Annotated in this window: 20 protein-coding genes; 11 read left to right on the forward strand and 9 right to left on the reverse strand. The window is 71.3% G+C overall.

Annotated elements, in window-relative coordinates; translation table 11 throughout:
* Nucleotides 1–245: 245 nt before the first annotated feature.
* The 3 genes from AC3RJ6_RS09215 to AC3RJ6_RS09225 all read right to left on the reverse strand — a co-directional run bounded on the left by AC3RJ6_RS09215 (nt 246) and on the right by AC3RJ6_RS09225 (nt 5,540).
* Complete coding sequence (locus AC3RJ6_RS09215) at nt 246–1,583, reverse strand: MFS transporter (RefSeq protein ID WP_491426735.1); 1,338 nt, start codon at nt 1,581–1,583, stop codon at nt 246–248.
* 121 nt (nt 1,584–1,704) lie between these two features.
* Entirely contained in the window at nt 1,705–3,810 is a 2,106-nt protein-coding gene (locus tag AC3RJ6_RS09220) for an ABC transporter ATP-binding protein (RefSeq protein ID WP_491426736.1), read from the reverse strand.
* A complete protein-coding gene (locus tag AC3RJ6_RS09225) occupies nt 3,807–5,540 on the reverse strand; it encodes an ABC transporter ATP-binding protein (protein ID WP_491426738.1) in 1,734 nt (577 codons plus the stop codon). The genes AC3RJ6_RS09220 and AC3RJ6_RS09225 overlap by 4 nt, the downstream gene beginning before the upstream one ends.
* A 290-nt stretch (nt 5,541–5,830) precedes the next feature.
* Here AC3RJ6_RS09225 and AC3RJ6_RS09230 point away from each other — a divergent pair, with 290 nt between their 5' ends.
* Entirely contained in the window at nt 5,831–7,558 is a 1,728-nt protein-coding gene (locus tag AC3RJ6_RS09230; protein ID WP_491426739.1) for an acyl-CoA dehydrogenase family protein, read from the forward strand.
* Between the two features lie 270 nt (nt 7,559–7,828).
* Here the strand turns inward: AC3RJ6_RS09230 and AC3RJ6_RS09235 are convergent, their stop codons facing one another.
* Nucleotides 7,829–8,407 carry a dihydrofolate reductase family protein gene (locus tag AC3RJ6_RS09235; protein WP_491426741.1) on the reverse strand — a complete coding sequence of 193 codons (579 nt, stop codon included), beginning with the start codon at nt 8,405–8,407 and terminating at the stop codon, nt 7,829–7,831.
* A 167-nt stretch (nt 8,408–8,574) separates the two neighbouring features.
* Between AC3RJ6_RS09235 and AC3RJ6_RS09240 the strand changes: the two genes are divergently transcribed.
* Nucleotides 8,575–9,150, forward strand: a complete 576-nt coding sequence (locus AC3RJ6_RS09240) for a hypothetical protein (RefSeq protein ID WP_491426743.1) — start codon at nt 8,575–8,577, stop codon at nt 9,148–9,150.
* A gap of 353 nt (nt 9,151–9,503) precedes the next feature.
* Nucleotides 9,504–10,037 (forward strand): PKD domain-containing protein, encoded by a 534-nt coding sequence (locus AC3RJ6_RS09245; protein ID WP_491426744.1) that lies wholly within the window; start codon nt 9,504–9,506, stop codon nt 10,035–10,037.
* Between the two features lie 177 nt (nt 10,038–10,214).
* Here AC3RJ6_RS09245 and AC3RJ6_RS09250 read toward each other — a convergent pair whose 3' ends face one another.
* Entirely contained in the window at nt 10,215–11,204 is a 990-nt protein-coding gene (locus tag AC3RJ6_RS09250) for an N-acetylglucosamine kinase (RefSeq protein WP_491426745.1), read from the reverse strand.
* Between the two features lie 189 nt (nt 11,205–11,393).
* Between AC3RJ6_RS09250 and AC3RJ6_RS09255 the strand changes: the two genes are divergently transcribed.
* The 7 genes from AC3RJ6_RS09255 (at nt 11,394) to AC3RJ6_RS09285 (ending at nt 19,390) form a co-directional block, all read left to right on the forward strand.
* Nucleotides 11,394–12,692 carry a sugar ABC transporter substrate-binding protein gene (locus tag AC3RJ6_RS09255; protein ID WP_491426746.1) on the forward strand — a complete coding sequence of 433 codons (1,299 nt, stop codon included), beginning with the start codon at nt 11,394–11,396 and terminating at the stop codon, nt 12,690–12,692.
* A 4-nt stretch (nt 12,693–12,696) separates the two neighbouring features.
* Nucleotides 12,697–13,665 (forward strand): carbohydrate ABC transporter permease, encoded by a 969-nt coding sequence (locus AC3RJ6_RS09260; protein WP_491426747.1) that lies wholly within the window; start codon nt 12,697–12,699, stop codon nt 13,663–13,665.
* A 62-nt stretch (nt 13,666–13,727) separates the two neighbouring features.
* Nucleotides 13,728–14,582 (forward strand): carbohydrate ABC transporter permease, encoded by an 855-nt coding sequence (locus AC3RJ6_RS09265; RefSeq protein ID WP_491427159.1) that lies wholly within the window; start codon nt 13,728–13,730, stop codon nt 14,580–14,582.
* A gap of 41 nt (nt 14,583–14,623) precedes the next feature.
* Nucleotides 14,624–16,129 (forward strand): glycoside hydrolase family 3 protein, encoded by a 1,506-nt coding sequence (locus AC3RJ6_RS09270; RefSeq protein WP_491426749.1) that lies wholly within the window; start codon nt 14,624–14,626, stop codon nt 16,127–16,129.
* Nucleotides 16,126–17,475, forward strand: a complete 1,350-nt coding sequence (locus AC3RJ6_RS09275; RefSeq protein ID WP_491426750.1) for an anhydro-N-acetylmuramic acid kinase — start codon at nt 16,126–16,128, stop codon at nt 17,473–17,475. The genes AC3RJ6_RS09270 and AC3RJ6_RS09275 overlap by 4 nt, the downstream gene beginning before the upstream one ends.
* Nucleotides 17,472–18,428, forward strand: coding sequence for an N-acetylmuramic acid 6-phosphate etherase (gene murQ / locus AC3RJ6_RS09280; RefSeq protein ID WP_491426752.1), 957 nt, complete (start codon nt 17,472–17,474; stop codon nt 18,426–18,428). The genes AC3RJ6_RS09275 and murQ overlap by 4 nt, the downstream gene beginning before the upstream one ends.
* 77 nt (nt 18,429–18,505) lie before the next feature.
* The gene (locus tag AC3RJ6_RS09285) at nt 18,506–19,390 is read left to right on the forward strand and encodes a MurR/RpiR family transcriptional regulator (protein ID WP_491426753.1); all 885 of its coding nucleotides are present in this window, start codon (nt 18,506–18,508) and stop codon (nt 19,388–19,390) included.
* 28 nt (nt 19,391–19,418) lie between these two features.
* Here AC3RJ6_RS09285 and AC3RJ6_RS09290 read toward each other — a convergent pair whose 3' ends face one another.
* The 4 genes from AC3RJ6_RS09290 to AC3RJ6_RS09305 all read right to left on the reverse strand — a co-directional run bounded on the left by AC3RJ6_RS09290 (nt 19,419) and on the right by AC3RJ6_RS09305 (nt 23,528).
* Nucleotides 19,419–20,174 (reverse strand): GntR family transcriptional regulator, encoded by a 756-nt coding sequence (locus tag AC3RJ6_RS09290; RefSeq protein ID WP_491426755.1) that lies wholly within the window; start codon nt 20,172–20,174, stop codon nt 19,419–19,421.
* Nucleotides 20,175–20,325: 151 nt separating this feature from the next.
* A complete protein-coding gene (locus tag AC3RJ6_RS09295; protein ID WP_491426757.1) occupies nt 20,326–21,153 on the reverse strand; it encodes a carbohydrate ABC transporter permease in 828 nt (275 codons plus the stop codon).
* On the reverse strand, nt 21,150–22,121 hold the full coding sequence (locus AC3RJ6_RS09300) for a carbohydrate ABC transporter permease (RefSeq protein ID WP_491426758.1): 972 nt from the start codon (nt 22,119–22,121) through the stop codon (nt 21,150–21,152). Before AC3RJ6_RS09300 ends, AC3RJ6_RS09295 begins: the two co-directional genes overlap by 4 nt.
* A 60-nt stretch (nt 22,122–22,181) precedes the next feature.
* Nucleotides 22,182–23,528, reverse strand: a complete 1,347-nt coding sequence (locus tag AC3RJ6_RS09305) for an ABC transporter substrate-binding protein (RefSeq protein WP_491426759.1) — start codon at nt 23,526–23,528, stop codon at nt 22,182–22,184.
* A gap of 293 nt (nt 23,529–23,821) precedes the next feature.
* Between AC3RJ6_RS09305 and AC3RJ6_RS09310 the strand changes: the two genes are divergently transcribed.
* Complete coding sequence (locus AC3RJ6_RS09310) at nt 23,822–24,637, forward strand: 6-phosphogluconolactonase (RefSeq protein WP_491426761.1); 816 nt, start codon at nt 23,822–23,824, stop codon at nt 24,635–24,637.
* Nucleotides 24,638–24,725 lie beyond the last annotated feature (88 nt).

The following is a 24,725-nucleotide window of genomic DNA, read 5'->3' on the forward strand; positions in this document are numbered from 1 at the left end:
TGTCCGTTGGAAAAGGTCGCCACGCCTCTGGCGTTCGCTGCGGACCCTACGGCACAGCCTTCCGCGACCCGCTCTCGCCTGTCAAGGCGTTGATGAGGATTGCTCGAAGGATTTCGGGCGGCTCGGCCGGTCCGGCGTCGCTCCGCGGCGCCGGCGGCGCCGACCTCAGCCGGCACCGGCCCCAGCCGGCGACGACCTCAGCCGGCGTCGACCTCAGCCGGCGCCGACCCCAGCCGGCGACGACCTCAGCCGGCGTCGCGATCGCGACGCTTCGGCCGCGGCTCGTCGAGGCCCATGCGCACCCGCGTGCGCCGGCGTTCGACGACGATGAACACCGAACCGAGGATCCAGAGCGGCATCTGCGTGAGGAACGCGATGCGGAACGCCTCGAGCGTGTAGGTCTCGGGCGTGCCGGCGCCCTGCAGGTCCATGGCGAGGCCGATCAGGAAGATCGCGATGAGGCCCGCGATGAAGCCGCCGCCGTTGACGATGCCCGTCGCCGTGCTGAGGCGGTGGCTCGGGTTGTGCGTGCGGGCGTGGTCGAACGCGATCATCGACGCCGGTCCCCCCGTCGCGAGCGCGAGGGCGAGCAGGAGCAGCAGCCAGATCGGCGCCGGCCCGGGCCACACGATGACGATGAGCCACGCGACGGCCTGGATGGCGATGGTCGGCAGCACGAGCATGCGCGATCGGCGCAGGGGATGCCGCGCCGAGAGCGCCCCCATCACCGGCCCGACGAGCATGCCGAACACGACGAACGCGCTCACGACGAGCGATGCCGTCGCGGGCGAGAGTCCCTCGCCGGCCGTCAGGAACGGGAACCCCCACAGCATCACGAACGCCGTGCCCGCGAACGGGGTCGTGAAGTGCGACCAGAAGGCGAGCCGCGTGCCGGGGTGCCCCCACGACTCGCGGAAGCCCTGGCGCAGGTCGGCCGACGAGCGGACGACCGCGATGGCACCCGTCTCGGTGTTGACCGAGACGTCGGCGTCGCTCGTCGGCGGGTGGTTGCGGATCACCGCGAACGTGAGCACCGCGAAGAGCGCGCCGAGGCCGGCGAGGCTGCCGAACGCGACGGTCCAGCTCGTCGCGTGCAGGAGGGCGGCCATCGGCAGCAGCGCGAGCAGCTGGCCCGTCTGGCCGACGATGCCCGTCATCTGCACGACGAACGGCGCCCGTTGCTGCGGGAACCAGGTCGCCACGACGCGCAGCACGCTCGGGAAGACGGCGGCGTCGCCCGCACCGAGCAGCACGCGGGCGAAGATCGCCGTGCCGACGTCGGTCGACAGGGCCATCACGAGCTGGCCGACCGCCATGAGCACCATGCCCGCCGTCACGATCGGGCGGGCGCCGAACCGGTCGAGCAGCAGGCCGACGGGGATCTGCATGCCGCCGTAGACGAAGAGCTGGATGACCGCGAACATCGACAGCGTCGAGGCATCCGCATCGAACCTGACGGCCGCATCGGCGCCGACGGCGCCGAGGGAGGTGCGATTGGTGACCGAGACGACGTAGGCGGCGACGCCGACGCCCCAGACCAGCCACAGCCGCCAGGGTCGCACGGGCTGGGGGAGGATCGTCACCGATCCATTCTCACCCCGGTCGCCGTACACATCGAATCGCTTCGAACGCTCGGGCCGGAACACGAAGGAGCGGACGCCCCGAAGGGCGCCCGCTCCCGCGCGATGCGATCGACTCGAGCGACTACTCGCTCGCCTCGATGATCTCCTCCTCCATGCCCTTCAACAGGGCCGACTCGGGCTCGACGTCGGACGACGTCACGATCGTGCCGTCGCCGAGCGCCTCCTCGGCGTCGAGGTCGGTCGCGGCCTGCTCGAACTGCGAGTTGTAGAGGCGGTAGTACGCGCCCTTCGCGGCGATGAGCTCGTCGTGGTTGCCCTGCTCGACGATGTCGCCGTGCTCCATCACGAGGATGAGGTCGGCGTCGCGGATCGTCGAGAGACGGTGCGCGATCACGAACGAGGTGCGACCCTCGCGGAGCGCCGCCATCGCGTGCTGCAGCAGCAGCTCGGTGCGGGTGTCGACCGAGCTCGTCGCCTCGTCGAGGATGAGCACGCTCGGCTGCGCCACGAACGCTCGCGCGATCGTGATGAGCTGCTTCTCGCCCGCCGAGACGTTCGACGCGTCCTCGTCGAGCACGGTGTCGTAGCCCTCGGGCAGCGAGTGCACGAACCGGTCGACGTAGGTGGCCCGCGCGGCGGCGATGATCTCGTCGTCGGTGGCGTCGGCACGGCCGTAGCGGGTGTTCTCGCGGATCGATCCGGCGAACAGCCACGGGTCCTGCAGCACCATGCCGGTCTTCGCCCGCACGTCGTGGCGCGTGAGGTCGGCGATGTCCTGCCCGTTGAGCAGGATGCGACCCGAGTTCAGCTCGTAGAACCGCATGATGAGGTTCACGAGCGTCGTCTTGCCGGCGCCCGTCGGGCCCACGATCGCGACCGTCTGCCCGGGCTCGACCCGGAACGACAGGTCCTTGATGAGCGGGCGGTCGGGGTGGTACGAGAACGCGACGTGCTCGAAGACGATCGTGCCGTCTCCGTCGACCGGCGCCGGGGCGTCGGCCGCGTCGGCCTCCTGCTCGTCGGCGTCGAGCAGCTCGAAGACGCGCTCGGCCGAGGCCGTGCCCGACTGCACCACCGCGGCCATGCCGCCGAGCTGCGACAGGGGCTGCGAGAACTGCTGCGAGTACTGGATGAACGCCTGCACGTCGCCGAGGCGCAGCGCGCCGCTCGCGACCATGATGCCGCCGAGCACGGCGATGCCGACGTACTGCAAGTTTCCGATGAAGGTCATCGCGGGCATCATGATGTTCGACAGGAACTGCGCCTTGAACGAGGCCTCGTACAGCTCCTGGTTCTCGGCCTTGAACGCCTCGCGGCTCGAGGCCTCGCGGCCGTACACCTTGACGAGGGCGTGGCCCGAGAACGACTCCTCGACCCGGGCGTTGAGTCGGCCGACCTTGCGCCACTGGGTGCCGAAGGCCTTCTGCGACTTCGGCCCGATGACGCCGAAGATCACGCCCATGAGCGGCAGCGAGACGAGCGCCACGAGCGAGAGCTGCCACGAGATCGAGAACATCATGACGAGCACGCCGATGACGGTGAGCACGTTCGTGAGCGCGCTCGACAGCGACTGCTGCATCGTCTGCGTGATGTTGTCGATGTCGTTCGTGACGCGCGAGATCAGCTCGCCGCGCTGCACCTTGTCGAAGTAGCTGAGCGGCAGCCGGTTGATCTTCGCCTCGACGTCCTCGCGCAGCTTCCACATCGCGCGCACCATGATGACGTTCACGACGTAGCCCTGGATCCACATGAGGATGGACGACGCGATGTAGAGGAACAGCACCAGGATGACGACCTGGCTGAGGGCGACGAAGTCGATGCCCTCGCCGGGCACGAGGTTCATCGCCTCGACCATGTTGGCCTGGTCGGTCTGGCCGGCGGCGTTCAGCTGGTCGACCACCTGCTGCTTCGTGACGCCGGGCGGCATCTGCGCCGAGATGAACCCCTCGAAGATGAGGTTGGTCGCCTCGGCGAGCACCTTCGGCGCCCACACGGTGAGCACGACGCCGATCGCGCCGAGCACCGAGGCCATCGTGAATCCGAAGGCGTGCGGCTTCAGCAGCCCGAGCAGGCGCCCGAACGACTTGCGGAAGTTCGCGGCCTTGCCCGGCGCGACACCGCCGCTCCAGTCGTCGGCGCTGATGCGGGCCTGCTCGGCCATCTCGAGCTCGAGCTTCTCGTCGTCGGTGAGCTCGGGTTCTGCGGTCTTGGGGCTCTGGTCGGTCATCGTGCGGCCTCCACTCCGAGCTGGGATTCGACGATCTCGCGGTACGTCTGGCACGTCTCGAGCAGCTGCTCGTGGGTGCCGATGCCCACGGCGACGCCGTCGTCGAGCACGACGATGCGGTCGGCGTCGGTGATCGTCGACACGCGCTGCGCGACGACGACCTTGGTCACGTTCGGCAGTTCGCGCCAGAGCGCCTGCCTGAGCCGCGCGTCGGTCGTCAGGTCGAGCGCCGAGAACGAGTCGTCGAACACGAGGATGTCGGGCCGGTGCACGATCGCGCGGGCGATCGCGAGCCGCTGGCGCTGGCCGCCCGAGACGTTGGTGCCGCCCTGCGCGATCTTGCCGTCGAGCTGCCCCTCCATCTCCTCCACGAAGTCGCGGCCCTGGGCGATCTCGAGCGCGTGCCAGAGCTCTTCGTCGGTCGCGTCCTCGCGGCCGAACCGCAGGTTCGACGCGACGGTGCCGGTGAAGAGGAACGGTCGCTGCGGGACGAGCCCGATCGTCTTCCACAGGAGGTCGAGGTCGGCCTCCCGCACGTCGACGCCGTTCACGAGCACGCTGCCCTCGGTCGTGTCGAACAGGCGCGGCAGCAGCGAGACGAGCGTCGTCTTGCCGGCGCCCGTCGATCCGACGATCGCGAGCGTCTCGCCCGGCTCGGCCTTGACCGTGATGCCGCTGAGCACGGGGTGCTCGGCGCCCGGGTACGTGAAGCCCGTGCCGCGGAACTCGACGGTTCCGGGCGTCGGGAACTCGGTGACGGGGTTCGCGGGGCGTGCGAGCGTCGTGTCGACGTCGAGCACGGCCCCGATGCGCTCGGCCGACACGGCCGCGCGCGGGATCATGATCGTGATGAAGCTCGCCATCATGACGCCCATCAGGATGAGCATGACGTACTGCATGAAGGCGAAGAGCACGCCGATCTCGGTGTTGCCCTCGTCGACCTCGATCGCGCCGAACCAGATCACGCCGACGAGCGTGACGTTGAGCACGAGCATGACGAGCGGGAACATCAGCACGAAGAGCGAGCCGACCTTGCGGCCGACCACCATGATGTCGGTGTTCGCCTCGCGGAAGCGCGCCTCCTCGATGTCTTCGCGCACGAACGCGCGCACGACGCGGATGCCCGTGAGCTGCTCGCGCATGATGCGGTTCACGCCGTCGAGCTTCACCTGGTACGAGCGGAAGAGCGGCACCATGCGCCAGATGATGAGGCCCGCGACGATGAGCAGGGTGGGCACCGCGACCGCGATGATCCAGCTGAGGCCGATGTCGACCGACAGCGCCTTGTAGATGCCGTAGAACGCCATGATCGGTGCGGCGACGAGGAACGTCGAGCCCATCATCGCGAGCATCTGCACCTGCTGCACGTCGTTCGTGTTGCGGGTGATGAGCGAGCCGGGGCCGAACGTCGACACCTCGCGCTCGGAGAAGCCCGACACGCGCTCGAACACGTCGTCGCGGATGTCGCGGCCGAGCTTCATCGCGGCCATCGCGGCGAACCACGTCGCGACGAGCTGCGTGACGATCTGCAGCAGCGACATGCCGAGCATGACGGCGCCCGACTGCCAGATGACCTCGGTGTCGCCCTTGGCGACGCCGTCGTCGATGATCTGCGCGTTGAGCGTCGGCAGCTGGAAGTTGGCGTAGGCGGCGACGATCTGGAACGCCAGCACGCCGAGTAGGAGAGGCCAGTAGGGCCTCAGGTATCTGAACAGGAGTCTTCCGAGCATGTGATCTCCAGGAATCGCGAACGGCGTTGGCCTCGGTCACGGCGGGTTCGTGCGCGCACGACCGCGGGCAGGGCTGATGACCCGTGCGCCCGGCTGCATCGTCGCACCCCCGTCCGACATTGCAGCGTTACAGCCAAACACGCACCCTCCCGGGACGCAAGCGGACCGGGGCATCCGACCCACTCCGTTCACCGAGGGCGAAATCCGACGCGACCTGCGGGTTGAGGAGGGAGCGCCGCGACGTCTCGAAACCCGGCGCGAGCGACCAGAATGACGGGTGGAGGTCGACGATGACGCTGACGCACGAGGTGCAGAACCAGGTTCCGCCGCGAGAGGCGGTCGACGAGTACACCGCGAACGCGCCGCTCGTCGAGGCGGTCGGGCGGTGGGGCCGGGATGCCGCGGCCGCGGCCGCACGCGAGCACGCGGCATCCGCGCCCGGGGCCGCCGGCGACGACCTCGCCGCGATCGGCCGGCACGTCGGGTCGGCCGCCTTCCAGCGCGACGCCGAGCGCGCGAACACGCATCCGCCCGTGTTGCACACTCACGATCGGTGGGGCCGGCGCATCGACGAGGTCGAGTACGACGACGCCTACCATCGCGTGCTCGGGGCCGCCGTGGCCGCCGGCGCGCACACGGGCGCCGCCGCGGCGCCCGGGCCGGGCGCGAACGTCGACCGCGCCGCCGCGTTCCTCCTCTTCGCGCAGGTCGAGCCGGGGCACGCCTGCCCCGTCTCGATGACGCATGCCGCGGTGCCGACGCTCGAGCTCGCGGCATCCGGCCTTCGCGACGACTGGATGCCGCGGCTGCTGAGCCGCGAGTACGACCCCGCCCTCGACGGAGTCGGCGCACCGAAGGCGTCGGCGCTCATGGGCATGGCGATGACCGAGAAGCAGGGCGGCTCCGACGTGCGCGCCAACACGACCCGCGCCGAGCGGCGGCCCGGCGGCGGCCTCGCGCCCGAGTGGGGCGCCGAGTACGCGCTCACCGGGCACAAGTGGTTCTGCAGCGCGCCCATGAGCGACGCGTTCTTCGTGCTCGCGCAGGCGCCGCACGGGCTCAGCTGCTTCTTCGTGCCGCGCGTGCTGCCCGACGGATCGCGCAACGTGTTCCGCATCCAGCGGCTGAAGGACAAGCTCGGCAACCGCTCGAACGCGTCGAGCGAGATCGAGCTCGACGGCACGACCGCGTGGCTCGTCGGCGACGAGGGGCGCGGGGTCGCGACGATCGTGCAGATGGTCACGCGCACCCGCCTCGACTGCGTCATCGGCTCGGCGGCCGGGATGCGGCAGGCCGTCGCCGAGGCCGCCTGGCACGTGCGGCACCGCCAGGCGTTCGGGGCGCTGCTCGTCGACCAGCCCGCGATGACGGCGGTGCTCGCCGACCTGGCGCTCGAGTCGGAGGCGGCGACCTGGACGGCCATGCGGCTCGCGCGGGCCTACGACGCGGGCGACGCGGATGCCGCGGAGTCGGCGTTCCGCAGGCTGGCGACCGCCGTGGCGAAGTACTGGGTGTGCAAACGCGGCGCGGGCCACGCGGCCGAGGCGCTCGAGTGCCTCGGCGGCAACGGGTACACCGAGGCCTTCCCGCTCGCGCGGCGGTATCGCGAGCAGCCGCTGCTCGCGATCTGGGAGGGATCGGGCAACGTCATCGCGCTCGACGTGCTGCGCGTGCTCGCCCGCGAGCCCGAGGCGTTCGAGGCGTTCTTCGCCGAGGTGGGGAAGGCGGCCGGCTCGTCGCGCGCGTTCGACGCCGCGCTGACCTCGTCGCAGGAACTCGTGCGATCGCTCGGCGCGACGCTCGCGGGCGGTTCCGACGGCGCGGGATCGGCGGCGCTGCGGGCGCGCGAACTGACCGAGCGGCTCGCGCTCGTGCTGCAGGGGTCGCTGCTCGTGCGCTTCGCGCCCCAGCCGGTCGCCGATGCGTTCGTGCGCACGCGGCTCGGTGGCGAGGGCGGTTCGCAGTTCGGGGTGCTGCCCGCGGGGGTCGACCTCGCGGCGCTCGTCGACCGGGCGTGACGCGGGAGCTGCCCGACGATGGAGTCGCCGCTTCGCTGGTTGACGAGCGCCGACGCGTCGCCTCCGCTGGTTGAGGAGCGTCGACGCGTCCCTTCCGCTGGGTGAGGAGCGCCGACGCGTCCCCTTTCGCTGGTTGAGGAGCGCCGACGCGGAGCGGCGACGCGTCCCTTTCGCTGGTTGAGGAGCGCCGACGCGAAGCGGCGACGCGTCTCGAAACCCTCGGCACGAGCGGCTCGTTGTAGCGGGCCGCGCCGCCCCGAGGCATCCGCCTCAGACCGGCCGGTAGTACGCGACGATCACGCCCTTCGGAGTGGTGATGCTTCGGGTGAGTTCGAGCTGCAGGTAGGTGTCGCCGAACATGCGCGTGCCCGTGCCGAGCACGAGCGGATGGATGATCAGCACGTACTCGTCGATCAGGCCCGCGGCCGCGAGCGAGCGCACGAGCTCGCCGCTGCCGAGGATGCCGAGATCGTCGCCGTCGGTCTGCTTGAGCTCGGCGACGGTGTCGGCGGCGTTGCCGACGAGCAGCCTCGAGTTCTGCCAGTCGAGGCGCGTGTGCGGGTCGCGCGAGACGACGAACTTGTCGGCGACGTTGAGGAAGGCCGTGAACGGGTTGCCGTCGGTCTGATGCGGCCAGAACGCGGCCATGCTGTCGTAGGTGCGCCGCCCGAAGAGCATGGCGCCGCCCTCGCCCATGCCGGCCGACATCTCGGAGGCGAGCACATCGTCGCTGTCGGGGATGGCCCATCCGCCGTACGGGAAGTGGCCGCGCCGGTCTTCGTCGGGGCTCGCCGGCGCCTGCATCACCCCGTCGAGCGAGACGTGATTGGTGACGGTGATCCTGCGCATGGGTTCATCCTGCGCCCGCCGGAGCGCCGCCGCCACCGGTTGATTCGCGCTCGCCGGTCGAGTAGCGGCGCCCGGGCGGGGCACCGCTCGGGGCGCCGCGTCGACCGTGGCCGGCGTCTGTGGATAACCGGCCCACCGCGCTTCGGGGCTCGCCTAGGGTGGTCGCCATGTCGATCTCACGCCCCGGCGCCGCTGCGCTCGCCGCGGCCGGCCTCGTCGGCGTGCTCGTCTTCGGGCTGAGCGCGTGCACGCCCGAGCCCGGGCCGAAGCCGTCGCCCACGCCGAGCGCGAGCTCCGCGCCGATCTTCGCGTCGGACGAAGAGGCGCTCGCGGCGGCGGTGAAGGCGTATGAGGCCTACGCGAAAGTATCTGACGAGATCGCTCACGACGGCGGGGCGGACCCAGCGCGGATTGAGTCAGTCGTGACTGCCGCGTACGCCGATTCAGCGAAAGACGACTTCGCGGCGCTAAAGAAACTCGGGCTGAAAATGAAGGGCGAGACTAGGCAGCAGAAGGCGCAACTCGTTTCCTATTCTGAGTCTGCGCAGGGCGCCGAGGTCTCGATTTACCTCTGTCAAGACCCATCCGGCGGACGCCTGTACGACGCGGACGGCAACGACGTGACTCCAAGTGATCGACCTGACCTGATTCCGTCTCAAGCGTTCTTCGTTTCGAGTGTTTCCGACCCAGCACGACTGCTTGTCGACGGAGTAGAGAAGTGGACCGGCGAAGACTTCTGCTAGCGGGCGCAGTATTGCTTGCCTTGCTGATTGCGCATCTAATCGGCTCGTCACCTGCGTACGCCGGCGGGGATGGCGGTTGTTCTCCGATCCTCGCTCAGGTTGGTTGTCCCGGCCCGGCTAGCGAGGGCAGTTTGACGTCTGAAGAAGCTCTCATCGAGGGCACCCAGCGAGGATCTGACGGCGGCGTCGAAGAAGGCAGCAGTGAGCGCGTCGGTGATAACGCGGATGGCAGGAGCGACGACTCTGAAGGATCCTTCGCGGAAGACCCCGGCCCGCGCGGCTCAACCGACGTGTGGTCGGGCGACAACTGGCAGCAGCTGTGCGGAGCGAACTTCGAAGGCGACTGCGCACGCTTGAACGAACCCGCACCCCCGTCGACTCCGCCGAAGCCGGGCGGCCCGGTCGTGGTCACGCTCCGCGACATCGCATCGTTCCGGCCGGCGCCGCCGGTGACCGTCATGGAGCCGAAGGGCTGGGCCGTCGTCGGGCTTCCGGCGAACTTCGTCGCCGAGGCCGAGTCGCAGGTCGTGTCGGGCACCCTGCTCGGGCGCACGGCCGAGGTGCGGTTCACGCCCGTCGGGTTCCGCTGGACGCACAGCGACGGCGCGGTCGTCGAGAGTGCATCGCCCGGCGCGACCTGGTCGGAGCTCGGGCTGAAGGAGTTCACCGAGACCGGCACGAGCCACGTCTACGCCGAGCGCGGCGAGTACACCGTGACGCTCGAAGTCGTGCTCTCGGCGGAGTACCGGTTCGGCGGCTCGGGCTGGCGGTCGATCGCGGGGGTGCTCGCGGTCGCGGGTGATCCGGTGCCGGTGCTCGTCGGCGAGGTCGACACCGTGCTCACGAACGGCGACTGCCGGGCTGACCCGTCGGGCCCCGGCTGCTGATCACGCTGCAGGCCGCGGCAGCCGAGTGTATTGCAGGAAGATACGGTCGATACCCCCGAATACGAGGGGCATCGACCGTATCTTCCTGCAATACGTGACGGCGTGGTCGCCCGGCGTCGCGACTCACCGCGAGAGAGCGACTCACCGCCAGAGGGCGACTCACCGCCAGAGAGCGACTCACCGCCAGAGAAACGGCGGGTGTCCTTCGCGCACCCCGCCGATCGCCGCGAGCCGCGCGAGGCGCACGGCGCCGTCGAGCGGCGACCCCGCGGGGGTGACGAGCGACGCGTCGGGCGCGAGCCGCGCGAACTCCGCGCGGAACGCCTCGGTGAACGCCTTGCCCGATGCGAAGACCCCGCCGACCCCGGCGGCACGGCGCGGCAGCGCCGGGTCGAGGGCGGCAACGAGGGTCGCGGCCACGAGGGCTCCGGCCGTCGACATGATGCGAACGGATGCCGCGTCGCCGAGCTCGGCGAGCCCCGAGACGTCCGCCGCGAAGCCCGCGAGCACCGCGCCGCGGTCGTCGCGCGTGTAGAGCTGGCCCGGCCAGGTGGGGGCGGGGCCGAACCGGGACTCCGCGGCCGACAGCAGCGCCGAGGCATCCCGCTCGAGGCCGTCGTGCGCCATGATCGCCGCCTTGAGGCCCTCGATGCCGATCCAGGCGGCCGAGCCGCGGTCGTCGTAGAGGTGCCCCCACCCGCCGACGCGTCGCCAGGTGTCGCGCAGGTCGGTGCCGAGCGCGATCGCGCCCGTGCCGACGGCGACCACCGCGCCCGGCGCGCCGCCGAGGGCACCGAGGTGGGCGGTGAGCGCGTCGATCGCGAGCGCGACCGGCGCGCCGCCGGCGGCCTCCGACAGGGCCGCGATCGAGGCCGCCGGGTTCGCGACGAGCGAGGCGAGTCCGGTCGCACCGATCGCGACGGCCGCGATCCGCGGCGCCCCTGCGCCCAGCCGGCCGCCGGCACCCGAACCCTCACCCGCAGCAGGAGCCGCGGCCGCCCCTCGCGCCCGCTCGATGAGCTCGAGCGCGACCGACAGCGCCGAGCTGCCGCCGCCGGTCACCGAGACCTGCGGCCCGTCGAGGCGCACGCGCCCCTCGCCGAAGGCGCCCGAGAGCGGTTCGAGCGCGGCGCGACTGCCCGTGCCGCCGATGTCGATGCCGAGCACGACTTCCAACTGTTCGGAAGTTTCTTGCAAAACTCGCGCCATTCCCGAATACTACTTCCAGAGTCACCAGTGTTGCGGATGCCGGAAACCCTACGTCCACAGCATCACATCCGGGCCTGACAGCCCACACACCAGCCGGGCGCTCGAGCGACGAGCACCCACGACCAGTTTCAACGAGGAGACCAACCGATGAACAAGCGCTTCCTCCCGATCGCCGCGCTCGGCCTCGCCGCCGCGCTCGGCCTGACCGCGTGTTCCAGCGGGTCGGGCGACGGCTCCGGCGACGGTGCCACGAACGCCGAAGGCCAGACGCTCAAGGTCTGGATCATGGAGGGCACCAACCCCGACTCCGACGCGTACTTCGACGAGGTGAGCGACGCCTTCACCGAGCAGACGGGGGCGAAGCTCGACGTCGAGTTCGTGCAGTGGGCCGACGCCCACGACCGCTTCGTCACGTCGATCGCGGGCGGCACCACGCCCGACGTCGCCGAGACCGGCACGACGTGGACGGCCGAGTTCGCCGACGCCGGCGCCCTCGCCCCGATCGGCGACTACGTCGACGAGGCGGGCCTCGGCGACGACCTCGTCGACGGCCTCGTCACGGCCGGCACCTACGACGACGAGCTCTACGGCATGCCCTGGTACGCCGGCGTGCGCTCGCTCGTCTACCGCGCCGACATCTTCGAGGAGCTCGGCATCGAGGCGCCCACCACGTGGGACGAGATCGTCGCCGCGGGCGACAAGATCAAGGCCGCGCACCCTGACATGATGGCCTTCGCCGTTCCGGGCGACGCCGAGTTCGGCGTCTACCCGTGGGTGTGGGGCGCGGGCGGCGAGGTCTCGACGCTCGAGGGCGACAAGTGGGTCTCGGGCATGGCCAGCCCCGAGTCGCAGGAGGGCATCGGCTTCTACACGGGCCTCGCGACCGAGCACGGCTTCTCGTCGGCCGGCGCCACCACGTGGAAGGAGACCGACGTCCTCGACAACTTCGCGCAGGGCAACATCGCCATGGCCCTCATGGGTTCGTGGACGCCCGCCGCGATCGTCGAGAAGAACGCCGAGATGGAGGGCAAGTTCGCCGCCACGCCGATCCCCGGCAAGGACGGCGGCATCGCCCCGTCGGTGCTCGGCGGCTCGCACCTCTCGATGTTCGAGACGGCGAAGAACAAGGACCTCGCGTGGGCCTTCATCGAGCTCATGACCACGGGTGAGTTCGCCAAGAAGTGGGGCGAGCAGTCGGGCTATTTCCCCGGCCAGAAGTCGCTCCTCGACGAGGCGATCGCCTCCGACGACCCGCTCGTGCGCCCCTTCGCGCAGCAGATGGTCGACGGCGGCGGCACGGTGCCGGTGACGCCGAAGTTCGGCGCCGTCCAGGCGAAGAAGACCACGAACACCGCCATGCAGGCGATCCTCTCCGGGCAGAAGACGGTCGAGCAGGCGCTCACCGACGCCGCCGCGGAGATGGACGAGATCATGAACGGCAACTGATTCCGTGTCGAACACCCTCCAGGTTCCGTCGGCCGTGCAGGGAGCTCCGGCTCCCCGCGCGGCCGGCGGGCCCGCCCGCAAGAGCCTCCTGACCCGGAGCCGCCCCTGGCTGCTGCTCGCGCCCGCCCTCGCGGTGCTCGCGGTGCTCATGCTGTGGCCGCTCGTGCGGGTGTTCCTCTTCTCGCTGCAGGACTACGGCCTGCGCGAGATCGTATCCGGCGAGCCGAACTGGATCGGCATCGCCAACTACGGCGAGATCTTCACGAGCCCCGAGCTCTACACCGTCGTGCTGCCGAACACGGTCGGCTTCGCGGTGCTCGCCGTCGCCGGCACGGTCGCCCTCGGCACCGCGGTCGCGGTGCTCATGGCGAGCCTCGGCCTCTTCTGGCGCACCGTCGTCGGCAGCGCCATCATGATCGCCTGGGCCATGCCCGCGGTCACCGGCACCTACGTCTGGATCTGGATCTTCGACGCCGATCGCGGCATCTTCAACGAGACCCTCGAGGCGCTCGGCCTCATCGACGAGCCGGTCAACTGGTTCACCAACCGCTACACGTTCTACGCGATCGTGCTGCTCAACGTCATCCACCACGGCTTCCCGTTCGTGGCGATCACCATCCTCGCGGGCCTGCTCGGCGTGCCGAAGGAGATGCTCGAGGCCGCCGAGATGGACGGCGCGGGCGCCTGGCGCCGCTTCTGGCGCATCATCGTGCCGAACCTGCGGCAGGTGTTCGCGGTCGTCATCATCCTGTCGACGATCTGGGACTTCAAGGTCTTCGCGCAGGTCTACCTCATGCCGGGCGGTTCGGGGTCGAACCGCGAGGCGCTGAACCTCGGCGTCTGGTCGTACGTCGAGTCGTTCGGACAGAACCGCTACGGCTTCGGCTCGGCGATCGCCGTGCTGCTGACCCTCGTACTGCTCGCGATCACGGTCGTGTACGTGCGCACCATGCTCAAGGAGGAGGAGCTGTGAGCACCGACACCGCGAACCGGGTGGATGCCGCGAGCCGGCGTCGCTCCGAGGCATCCGAGCTCATGGCCGGGGCGCGGCGCAGCCGCCGCACCGCCCGCAAGACCCGGGCCGCAGCCGGCAAGGCCGTGCTCGTGGTCGTCCTGCTGGCGTTCACCCTCTTTCCCGCGTTCTGGATGCTCTCGAGCGCGTTCGACGCGAAGGCCGGCGCCGGCGGGCAGCAGCTGCTGCCGCGCGAGTGGTCGCTCTCGAACTTCGAGTACGTGCTCACCGAGGGCGGGTTCGACGTCTTCCTGCGTAACTCGGCGATCGTCGCCCTCGTGACCGTGCTCGCGAGCGCCCTGCTCGCGCTGCTCGCCTCGGTCGCCGTCGCCCGGTTCCGCTTCCGGTTCCGCACGGCGATGCTGCTCATGATCCTCGTCGTGCAGATGGTGCCGCTCGAGGCGCTCGTCATCCCCCTGTTCGTGCAGGTGCGCGACCTGCAGCTGCTCAACACGCTGCTCGGCCTCATGATCGTGTACGTCGCGCTCTCGCTGCCGTTCGGCATCTGGATGCTGCGGGGCTTCGTGGCCGCGGTGCCCGTCGAGCTCGAGGAGGCCGCGTACATCGACGGCGCGAGCTGGGGCCGCATGTTCCGGTCGGTGCTGCTGCCGCTCGTCATGCCGGGCCTCGTCGCGACCAGCGTCTTCTCGTTCATCACCGCGTGGAACGAGTTCATCTTCGCCATGACCCTGCTCGGCGGGGCCACCGAGAACTACACGGTCGCGATCGGCCTCAAACAGTTCTTCGGGGAGCACTCGAACGAGTGGGGCTACATCATGGCCGCCTCCACGATCATCACGATCCCGGTGATGATCTTCTTCGTCATCGTCCAGCGTCGCTTGTCGAGCGGCCTCGTGGCCGGCGCGGTGAAGGGGTGACCGCCCTGGACGATCCCACCATCAGGGCTACGGTGGGCGGAGTGCTCTGGCCCGGCTTCCTCGGCCGGAGCACTCCGGATTGGCTTCGCCGTGAGCTCGACGCGGGCCTCGCCGGCGTCGTGCTCTTCGCGCAGAACCTCGGCACGTCCGAGCGGGTTGAAGAGGGAGCGCAGCGACCGTCTCGAGACCCCGACGCCGACGCGATGGGTTTCGAGACCCGTCCTCCTTCGTCGGGCGCTCCTCGACCCGCGGACTTCGCGCACCCCCTGCTCGTCGGCATCGACGAGGAGGGCGGCAACGTCACGCGCGTCGATGCGAGCACGGGCTCGCCGCTGCCGGGCGCAGCCCAGCTCGGCTTCGTCGACGACCTCGCCGCGACCGAGGCCGTCGGCCGTCAGCTCGCCCGTCGGTCGCTCGCTGCCGGTGCGAACGTCGTCCTCGGCCCCGTCGCCGACGTCAACACCGACCCGCGCAACCCGGTGATCGGGGTGCGCTCCTTCGGCGCCGACCCCGAGCTCGTCTCCCGTCACGTCGTCGCCTCGCTCCGCGGCATCCGCTCGGCCGGCGCCGCCGGGTGCGTGAAGCACTTCCCGGGCCACGGCGACACCCACGTCGACTCCCACCACGCGATGCCCGAGCTTGCGATCGGCCTCGACGAGCTCGAGCGGATGCACCTGCCGCCGTTCCGCGCCGCGATCGACGCCGGCGTCGAGGCCGTCATGACGGCGCACATCGTGGTGCCCGAGTGGGGCGACCGGCCGTCGACGCTCAACCCCGTCGCGCTCTCGCGCCTGCGCGAACTCGGATTCGAGGGCGTCATCGTGACCGACGCGCTCGACATGGCCGCGGTGCGCGAATCGGTCGGCGCGGGCCCCGGCGCGGTGCAGGCGCTGCTCGCGGGGGCCGACCTGCTCTGCATCTCGAACCCCGCCAACCTCGGGGAGGCCGCCGCGCCCGACCAGGACGAGCGCGACTTCCGCGAGGTGCAGCACGCGATCTTCGCCGCGATCGACGACGGCACGCTGCCGGTTGCGACCGTCGAACGCGCCGCCCGGCGCGTGCGCCGGCTGGCCGAGGCGGTCGCCGATCGCGCGGTGCTCGCCGCAGCCGCGGTCGCCGCCGACGACGGCTGGATGCCTCGTGGTGCGCGCCGCGCCGCCCGCGAGGCGATCTCGATCGACTGCGCCGTGCCGGCGCTACCGGGGCCGCGCACCGTGCTCGACCTGCGAGGGCGGTCGACCCTCGCCGTCGCGAGCGATCGCGACTACGTCGAGCGCACGCTCGCGGGCGGCGGCGAGGTGCTCCGCGGCGACGCGCCGGTACCGCCGCGCGGATCGCTCGTGGTGCTCGTCGACCGGGTCGGCGTCGACCGCGGGGCGCAGCGCGAACGCGTGTCGGAGGTCGCCGCCGTGCGGCCCGACGCGGTCGTCGTCGACGTGGGCCTGCCCGGCGAGCCGCTGGCGTTGCCGACCGTGCACACCCGTGCCGCCAGCCTGCTCGCCGCCGAGGTCGCGAGTGAGCTGCTCGAGTCGGGAGCATCCGCGTGATCGTGCTCTCGCTGCAGTCGGGCACCTCCGCCGACGGCATCGACGTCGCCGTCGTCGACATCGCGCCCGTGGAGGTCGCCCCCGTCGGCGTCGCGCCTGTCCGCGTCGCGCCCGTCGACGCGCTCCCGCCTCGACCGGCCGAGCTCGTGATGACCGTGCTGCACGCCGAGACCGTCGCGTGGGAGCCGGCGCTCCGCGCCGAGGTCCTCGCCGTCGCCGCGGGCGAGCCGCGCGACGCTGGAGCCTGGACCCGCCTCACCACGGCGCTCGGCCGGGCCTTCGCGGACGCGGCGGCGCGGGGCATCCGCGAGTCGGGCACGAGGCCCGACCTCATCGTCTCGCACGGCCAGACCGTGCATCACTGGGTCGAGCAGGGGCACGCCCGTGGCACCCTGCAGCTCGGCGAGCCCGCGTGGATCGCCGAGCTCACGGGCGTGCCCGTGCTCTCCGACGTGCGCATGGCCGACATCGCGGCCGGCGGCGAGGGGGCACCGCTCATGGCGTTCTTCGACCGGCTCTGGCTCGCCGCCGAGGCGCGGGCCGCCGGCCGGCCGATCGCGACCGTCAACCTCGGCGGCATCGCCAACGTGCAGCTCGTCGGCGCCGACGGCGAGGTGCTCGCCTTCGACAGCGGCCCGGGCAACTGCCTCATCGACGCCGTCGTCGACCGCGACACGGGCGGCGCCGAGGGCTACGACGCCGACGGCCGCCGCGCCGCCGTCGGACGCGTGCACGCCGAGCTGCTGGCCGAGCTGCTGCACCACCCCTACTTCGCCGCCGCCGCCCCGAAGTCGACCGGTCGCGAGACCTTCGACCTCGCCGTCGTCGACGCGGCGGTCGAGGCTGCGGTCGCCGCGAGAACCGGCCACGGCATCCCCGTCGACGATCTCGTCGCGACCCTCACCGAGCTCACCGCGCGCACGGTCGTCGACGCGATCGCCCCGCCCGCATCGCCCGACGCGCCCGCGACGCTCGTGTGCTCGGGCGGCGGTGCGCTCAACCCGGTGCTGCTGGCCCGCATCGCCGAGCTCTCGACCGAGCGCGGCGTCGTCGTCGAGTCGAGCGCGGCACGCGGCATCGCCCCCGAGTACAAGGAGTCGCTCATGTTCGCGCTCCTCGGCTACCTGAGCGTGCACGGCGTGCCGATCGAGCTGTCGACCGGGCCCGACGGGGCACGCGTGCTCGGCCGGCTGTCGCCGGGCCGGGCGGCACTCGCCCTGCCCGAGCGGCTCGGCGCCGTGGCATCCGTCACCATTCACGCCGACGCCGGTCGGGCGGGCGCCGACGACCGAACCACCGAACACCGAACCACCGAACACCGCACCACCGGGGGAGCAACGCAATGAGCGGTCAGGCACCGCAGTCGGCCGAGCATCGCGCGCTGCGCGACCTGCTCGGCGAACTCTCGACCGAGCAGGTCAACGAGGCCCACGCGGGCTTCGACCTGCTCTCGACCGAATCGCAGCTCGCGGCCATGCACGACGAGAGCGCCCAGGCCGTCACGGCCGTCGCCGAGGCGACCCCGCAGATCGCCGCCGCGATCGACGCGATCGTCGCCCGCCTGCGCGGCGGCGGCCGGCTCGTCTACCTCGGCGCCGGCACGGCCGGACGCATGGGCGTGCTCGACGCGAGCGAGATCCCGCCGACGTTCGGCACCGACCCGGCGCTCGTCGTCGGCCTCATCGCGGGCGGCGACGTCGCGCTGCGGTCGGCGGTCGAGGACGCCGAAGACGAGGCGGCGCGCGGCGCGGCCGACCTCGAGGCGATCGCACTCGGCGCCGGCGACGCGCTCGTCGGCATCTCGGCCTCGGGCCGAACGCCGTACGTGCTCGGCGGCATCGAGCACGCGCGACGGGTCGGCGCCCTCACGGTCGGCTTCGCGTGCAACCGCGGATCGGCGATCGGGTCGGCCGCCGACCTCGCCATCGAGACGGTCGTCGGCCCCGAGATCGTCGCCGGGTCGACACGGCTCAAGGGCGGTACGGCGCAGAAGCTCGTGCTCAACGCGATCTCGACGATCGCGATGGTGCGGCTCGGCAAGGTGCACGGCAACCTCATGGTCGACGTGCAGGCGACGAACGCGAAGCTGCGCGCCCGCGCCGAGCGCATCGTCATGCAGGCGACGGGCGTCGACGCGGCCGCAGCGGCGGCGGCGCTCGCCTCGGTCGACGGGCATGTGAAGGCCGCGATCCTCGTCACCATGACTGGGGCCGCGCCCGAGGTCGCGCTCGCCCGCCTGGCCGCAGAAGATGGAGTGCTGCGCGATGCGCTGTCGAGCGTGCGCGCGTCGACGACGTAGCGCGGCGAGCAGGCACGGCAGAGTAGTCACGACGGTGCGCACGGTGCACCGCAGAACGTAAGGGAACCGGAACGGCGATGTCGGCGAACGTGCTCTCCTCCGTACGCGAGGCGCTGCCGCGCCTGAGCTCCTCCGAGGCGCGCGTCGCCGAGGCGATCATCGCCGACCCGACGCTCGTGGTCGACCTCACCATCACCGAGCTCGCGGGCGTCTGCGGCACCTCGCTCTCGACCGTCGCCCGGTTCTGCCAGACGCTCGGCTACTCGGGGTACCGCGAGTTCCGCATGGAGGTCGCGAGCGCCGTCAGCCGCGAGGCCGCCGAACGCGACCGGTTCGGGCTCGCGAACGCCGACATCGACCCCGACGACTCGGCGGCCGACGTCGTCGCGAAGATCGCCTTCCACGAGGTGCTCGCGATCGAGCAGACCGTCGAGGGGCTCGACACGACCGTGCTCGACGCCGTCGTCGACGCGATCGTCGCGGGCGCCCACGTCGACCTCTACGGCTTCGGCTCGAGCGGGCTCACCGCCCAGGACCTGCAGCAGAAGCTCGCCCGCATCGGCATCTCGGCGTTCTGCTCGGTCGACGTGCACCTCGCGCTCGTCTCGGCCGCCCTGCGCAAGCCGGGCGACGTCGCGATCGGCATCTCGCACTCGGGCCTCACCGCCGAGACGAACCACGCGCTCGAGGTCGCCCGCGAAGCGGGTGCGACGACCGTCGCGATCACGAACTCGCCCGAGTCGCCCGTCGCCGACGCGGCCGACTTCGTGCTCACGACCCACGCGCGCGAGTCGAGCTACCGCATGGGCGCGATGTCGAGCCGCATCGCCCAGCTCGCGGTCGTCGACTTCTTGTTCGTGCGGGTCGCGCAGCGCCACGGCGACGCGGTCGCCGAGCCGCTGCAGCGCACGTTCGAGGTCACGGCGCGCCACCGGGTGCCGCCGCGCCGCCGGCCGAGCTGAGCGGCCGCCCGCGCGGAGGGCCGTCGGCTCACTCGCCCGATTGCGGGCGGTACAGCGTCGCCTGGAACTCGTAGGCGTCGTGCCGGTACGTGGCACGACCGAGCAGGATCGGCGTTCCGGACAGCTCGGACGCCGTCTCCTCGCCGACGAGGACGGGGGCGCCTTCGGGGATGCCGAGGGCGCTCGCGATCTCGGCCATCGCGGGCTCGGCGCGCACGGTGTAGTCGCTCCGCACGATGCGCACGCCGCTGACGGACTCGAGGGTCGCGTAGAGCGAGGCGTCCTCGAGCATCGAGGCCTCGAGGCCGCCGGCGCGCTGCACGGGGATGATGGCGACGTCGTAGCACACCGGCATCTCGTCGAGGGTGCGCACGCGGTGCACCTCGAGCACGGGCGAGGCCGGGGCGAGGGCGAGCGCTCGCGCCTCGCTGAGGGTCGCGGCACGAACGGTGGAGAAGCCCACCCGGGCGCCGGGCACCAGCCCGCGCGCGGCCGCCATCTCGCTGAACGACTGCAGTGCGACGCGCTCGGCCATATGCGGGAGGGTCACGAACCACCCCCGCCACGGCGAGCTCTCGAGCAGGCCCTCGTGCTCGAGCGACGCGAGCGCCTCTCGGAGCACGACGCGGCTGACTGCGACCCGCTCGGCGAGCTCGCGCTCGCCCGGCAGCTTCTGCCCCGGCTCGAACACCCCGGTGTCGATGAGCTCGCGCACGGCGTCGCGGGCACGGGCTGCGGTCGGTCCGAGGTGGCGGCGAGGGGCTTCGGCAGCGCTCTGCGTCATCGTGGCCGAGTCTCCAGGTTCAGCGGGCGGGGTCCGGTCGCTCGGCGGCCGGTGCGGATGTCCTCGGCGAGGGCGTCGGCGCCCCAATCCTGACGAGTGCCGGCGCGCCCGGTCAAGCATGCCCCGGGCGTGCCGGTGATTTCGCGGAGCGTCATTCCTTGACCGCCCCGGCGACGACGCCGGTGATGAACCGGCGCTGGAAGATCGCGTAGACGACGAGGATCGGCACGGCGACGATCACGGCGGCGGCGGCCGTGACCGAGGGGTCGAAGTTGCGCGTGCTGCCGGCGAAGAACGAGAGGGCGAGGGGCGCCGTCTGCACGTCTGGGTTCTGCGGCACGAGCACGAGGGCCATCAGGAACTCGTTCCAGGTGTAGAGGAACAGCAGCGTGCCGAGCGTCGCGATGGCCGGGGTGGAGACCGGCAGGTGCACGCGCCACAGGGTGGTCCAGCGGTTCGCCCCGTCGATCGACGCCGCCTCGCCGAGCGATCGCGGCACGTTCGCGTACGCCGTGCGCATCCAGAGGACGCCGAGCGAGACCGACGTGGCGATCTGCGGCAGGATGAGCGCCCAGTAGGTGTTCAGCAGTCCCATGCCGTCGAGCAGGTAGTACAGGGGCACGATGATGCCCTCGTAGGGCATGACGAGCCCCACCAGCAGCACGCCGAGCAGGAGCAGGCGCCCGGGGAACCGCATCGTCGAGAACGCGTAGCCGGCGAGCACCGAGACGAGGCTCGCACCGGCCACCACGGCGACCGCGACGATGAGCGACGACCACAGCGCCTGGCCGAAGCCGCCGCGCGTCCACGCGGTGGCGAAGTTGTCGAGCGTGAGGCTCGACGGGGTGCCGCCGCCCGCGCGCTGGCCCTCGGGGGTGAGCGCGAGCAGCAGGATCGAGAGGAAGGGGAGCAGCGCCATCAGGGCCCCGATGATCAGGAGCACGTGGCCGAGGACTTGCTCGGAGCGGCGGATTCTCATCGGGCGCCTCCTGCGGCGTCGGTCGCGTCGCGGTCGCGGGTGAGCCACATGACGGCGCCGACGATCGCGAAGATGAGGACGGTGAGCACGACGGCGATGGCCGAGGCCCGGCCCACGTGGTGCGTGACGAACGCCTCTCGGTAGATGTAGTACGACGGGACGGTCGTCGAGGTGCCGGGGCCGCCGGCGGTGGTGTTCCAGACGATGTCGAAGTTGCGCAGCGCGGCCGTGATCATGAGCACGAGGGCGACCTGGATCTCACCGCGGAGCGAGGGGAGCGTGACCGCGAAGAACTCGCGGACGGGGCCGGCGCCGTCGAGCCGGGCGGCCTCGAACTGCTCGGCGGGGATGTTCTGCAGCCCGCTCACGAAGAGCACGAATGCGAGCCCGAACATCACCCAGGTGCCGATCACGCCCACCGAGGGCAGTGCGGTCGTGAAGTCGCCCAGCCACGCGCGGGCGAGCCCGCCGAGGCCGATCGCACGGAGCGCGGTGTTGAGCGGCCCGTCTTCGGCGAAGATCCAGCGCCACGAGATCGCCACGACGACCGAGGAGAGGATGTAGGGCACGAACAGGATGGCGCGGAAAGTCGCGAGGCCGCGCACGCGGATCCGCGCGATGACGCCGACCACGAGCAGCGCGATCGCCGTGGGCAGGAAGGCGTAGAAGACGACGAAGACGAGCGAGTGCAGCGTCGCCTGCCAGATCAGGGGGTCGCCGAGCACGTCGGCGAAGTTCTCGCCGCCGACCCAGGTGCTCGACGTGATGCCGTCCCACTCGAACAGTGCGATCCAGACCGACTCCACCACCGGGCGCACGAGGAACACGAGGTAGAACGCGAAGGCGGGCAGGAGGTAGAGGTAGGCGTCCCAGTCGTAGCGGCGGAGGAGCGGTCGCCGCCGGGGGCGCACGTCGCGCGGGGACGCCGGTGGCGACGAGGTGAGTCGCGGGGCCGTGGTGGTCGTCATGAGGTCTCCGGGTGGGCGGGCAGGGGTCGGCGGGGCGGGTCGAGGCCCGCCCCGCGAGGTTCACTCGTTGTGGAATTCGTCCCAGTCGGACTGCACCCGATCGAGCAGCGCCGCCGACGACTCGCGTCCGGCGAGCACCTCCTGCAGCCCGCTCGTGAAGGTGTCGAACATGGTGTCGGTCGCCCAGTCGTACCAGTACAGGGGGCCGGCACCGTCGAGCTGCTCGGCGGAGGCGGCGAGCAGGTCGCCGAACATCGCGTCGTCGCCCGAGGCGTCGACGGCCTGGATCGGCACCCGGTGCGTCTCGGCCAGCATCGCGGCCGAGTCGGCCGAGTTCACCATGCCGACGAAGGCGATCGCGGCGAGCGAGGCGTCCGACTTCGAGCTCACGTGCCACGGCATGCCGAACGATCCGCTCGACGCGTGGTCGCCGTCGTCGAGGCCCGAGGAGAAGTCGAAGACCTCGCCGTCCGAGATGGTGCCGGCGTACCAGTTGCCGCCGATGAAGAAGACGCCGTCGCCGCCCGCGAACGCCGCGGCCGCGTCATCCGGGCTCGTGCCGTCGTAGCCGGCGGAGACGTAGCCCTTCGCGACCCAGTCGCTGAACCGGTCGAGCGCCTCCGCGTTGGTGTCGACGGCGAAGTCCGATCCCGCGGCGCCGGTGATCCACGAACGGGTGTCGGCGGCCGGCGTCAGCGCGCCCTGCAGGATGGAGAACGTCTGCATGGCCGACGCCTTGTCGGAGTTGCCGAGCACGAGCGGGGTCTCGCCCGCGGCCTTCGCCGCGGCGAACGCCGCCTCGAGCTCATCGAGGGTGCGAGGCGTCTCGAGGCCGAGCTGCTCGAGCTTCTCGCGGTTCGAGAACACGCCGACCATCTGGTTGTCGGGCGACATGCCGTAGACCGAGCCCGAGCCGAACGAGCTGCCGTCCTCCGACCACTGCAGCTGCGTGATCGCGTCACCGGCCGCCTCGCGGTAGCCGTACGCGTCGGCGACGTCGTCGAGCGGGCGGATGAGCCCCGCCTTGACGAGCGCGCCGTCGGTCGCCCAGCCCTGGTTGCCCTGGGTCACGTCGGGGGCATCGGCCGAGTTCATGGCGTTGAGCACGGTCGCGGTGAGGTCGTTGAAGCTCTTGAACTGGACGTCGACCTTCACGTTCGGGAACTCGGCCTCGTAGGCGGGGATCAACTGGTCCATGAAGTCCTGCTCGCCCTGGTCGGCCCAGACGCTGAGCGTGACGTCGCCGAGCTCGGCCACCTGCTCGGGCGTGACGGGAGCGGTGATCTCCTCGACCGGCGCGGACTCGGCGCTCTGGCCGCCGCCCGGCGCGCTGCAGGCGGCCAGGCCGAGCGACACCGCGGCGAGGGCCGCGGCGGCGCCGATGAATCGGGTTCGACGAGTACTCATGAGGTTCCTTTCCCGATGCGGCGCGGTGCCGCTCGCGGGGCGGTTCGGCAGGAATGCCGGGGGATGGGGTGGAACGCCCGTCGCTTTTCGGCTGTCGCCATTGGCGCCGCGGACGTCGACATCGTGTCATGATGAGACCAATTAGTCCAGTTGGTAGACCAGTCGGCCGTCAACGGCTACCATCGCCAATGCACCCGAGGTTTGTCAAGACAAACTTCGCTCTCGAGTCGGAGCGATCCGATGCCCGGCGCCGCGCCCATCGGAGGGCGATCGCGCCCACTGAAAGGAGACCGATGACCGCCATCGCCGAGACCCTCGTCCTGCCCGATGACGACGCCGTCGCCGATTTCGTCGCCACCCGCATCGCGGACGGCATCGAAGCGGCGCGCGAGGCCGGAGCGCCCTACATGCTCGGCTGCCCGAGCGGACGCACCCCGCTCAAGTCGTACCGCGCACTCGCGCGGATCGTCGCGGAACGGGGGATGCCGCTCTCGCACGTGCGCATCGCGCTCATGGACGACTACGTCATCGAGGTCGACGGCGGCTTCCGCAACGTCGATCTCGACGCGCACAACAGCTGCCGGCGATTCGTGCGCGAGGAGGTCGTCGCACCGCTGAACGCGTCGGCGTCCGACGAGGGCATCACGCCCGACCGGATTCTCGAGCCCGACACCACGGCGCCCGAGGCGTACGACGCGACCCTTCGCGACGCGGGCGGCATCGACTGCTTCCTCCTGGCGAGCGGCGCGGGCGACGGGCACGTCGCCTTCAACCCGCAGGGCTCCGACCGAGACAGCGGCAGCCGCATCGTGCGCCTCGCCGAGCAGACCCGGCGCGACAACCTCGGCACGTTCCCCGAGTTCGGCGACCTCGACGCGGTGCCCACGCACGGCGTGACGGTCGGCATCGGCACGATCGCGAGCCTCTCCCGCAGCGCGATCATGATCATCACCTCGGCGGAGAAGCGGGTCGCGTTCGGCCGCATCTCGACGGCCGCGGCCTACGACCCCGAATGGCCGGCCACGGTCATCGCGGAGTGCGCCGACGGGCTCATCGTCGCCGACCGTGCGGCGGCGGGCGTCGGCACGTTCGACCCGGCAGTGGCGTGACCGGCGATCCCGCCTGGTCATGATTGTCCTGTCAAATTGACATTCGGACATCACAGAGGCGAGGATGGGACTCGCGCTCGCGCACCCC

It is taken from the genome of Agromyces cucurbitae (genome assembly GCF_058349945.1).

Excerpts from the sequence above, each read along its gene's own strand:
- AC3RJ6_RS09220 (WP_491426736.1), bottom strand. The coding sequence starts at position 3,810 with ATGACCGACCAGAGCCCCAAGACCGCAGAACCCGAGCTCACCGACGAC.
- AC3RJ6_RS09225 (WP_491426738.1), bottom strand. The coding sequence starts at position 5,540 with ATGCTCGGAAGACTCCTGTTCAGATACCTGAGGCCCTACTGGCCTCTC.
- AC3RJ6_RS09230 (WP_491426739.1), top strand. The coding sequence starts at position 5,831 with ATGACGCTGACGCACGAGGTGCAGAACCAGGTTCCGCCGCGAGAGGCG.
- AC3RJ6_RS09235 (WP_491426741.1), bottom strand. The coding sequence starts at position 8,407 with ATGCGCAGGATCACCGTCACCAATCACGTCTCGCTCGACGGGGTGATG.
- AC3RJ6_RS09240 (WP_491426743.1), top strand. The coding sequence starts at position 8,575 with ATGTCGATCTCACGCCCCGGCGCCGCTGCGCTCGCCGCGGCCGGCCTC.
- AC3RJ6_RS09255 (WP_491426746.1), top strand. The coding sequence starts at position 11,394 with ATGAACAAGCGCTTCCTCCCGATCGCCGCGCTCGGCCTCGCCGCCGCG.
- AC3RJ6_RS09265 (WP_491427159.1), top strand. The coding sequence starts at position 13,728 with ATGGCCGGGGCGCGGCGCAGCCGCCGCACCGCCCGCAAGACCCGGGCC.
- murQ (WP_491426752.1), top strand. The coding sequence starts at position 17,472 with ATGAGCGGTCAGGCACCGCAGTCGGCCGAGCATCGCGCGCTGCGCGAC.
- AC3RJ6_RS09285 (WP_491426753.1), top strand. The coding sequence starts at position 18,506 with ATGTCGGCGAACGTGCTCTCCTCCGTACGCGAGGCGCTGCCGCGCCTG.
- AC3RJ6_RS09290 (WP_491426755.1), bottom strand. The coding sequence starts at position 20,174 with ATGACGCAGAGCGCTGCCGAAGCCCCTCGCCGCCACCTCGGACCGACC.
- AC3RJ6_RS09295 (WP_491426757.1), bottom strand. The coding sequence starts at position 21,153 with ATGAGAATCCGCCGCTCCGAGCAAGTCCTCGGCCACGTGCTCCTGATC.
- AC3RJ6_RS09300 (WP_491426758.1), bottom strand. The coding sequence starts at position 22,121 with ATGACGACCACCACGGCCCCGCGACTCACCTCGTCGCCACCGGCGTCC.
- AC3RJ6_RS09305 (WP_491426759.1), bottom strand. The coding sequence starts at position 23,528 with ATGAGTACTCGTCGAACCCGATTCATCGGCGCCGCCGCGGCCCTCGCC.
- AC3RJ6_RS09310 (WP_491426761.1), top strand. The coding sequence starts at position 23,822 with ATGACCGCCATCGCCGAGACCCTCGTCCTGCCCGATGACGACGCCGTC.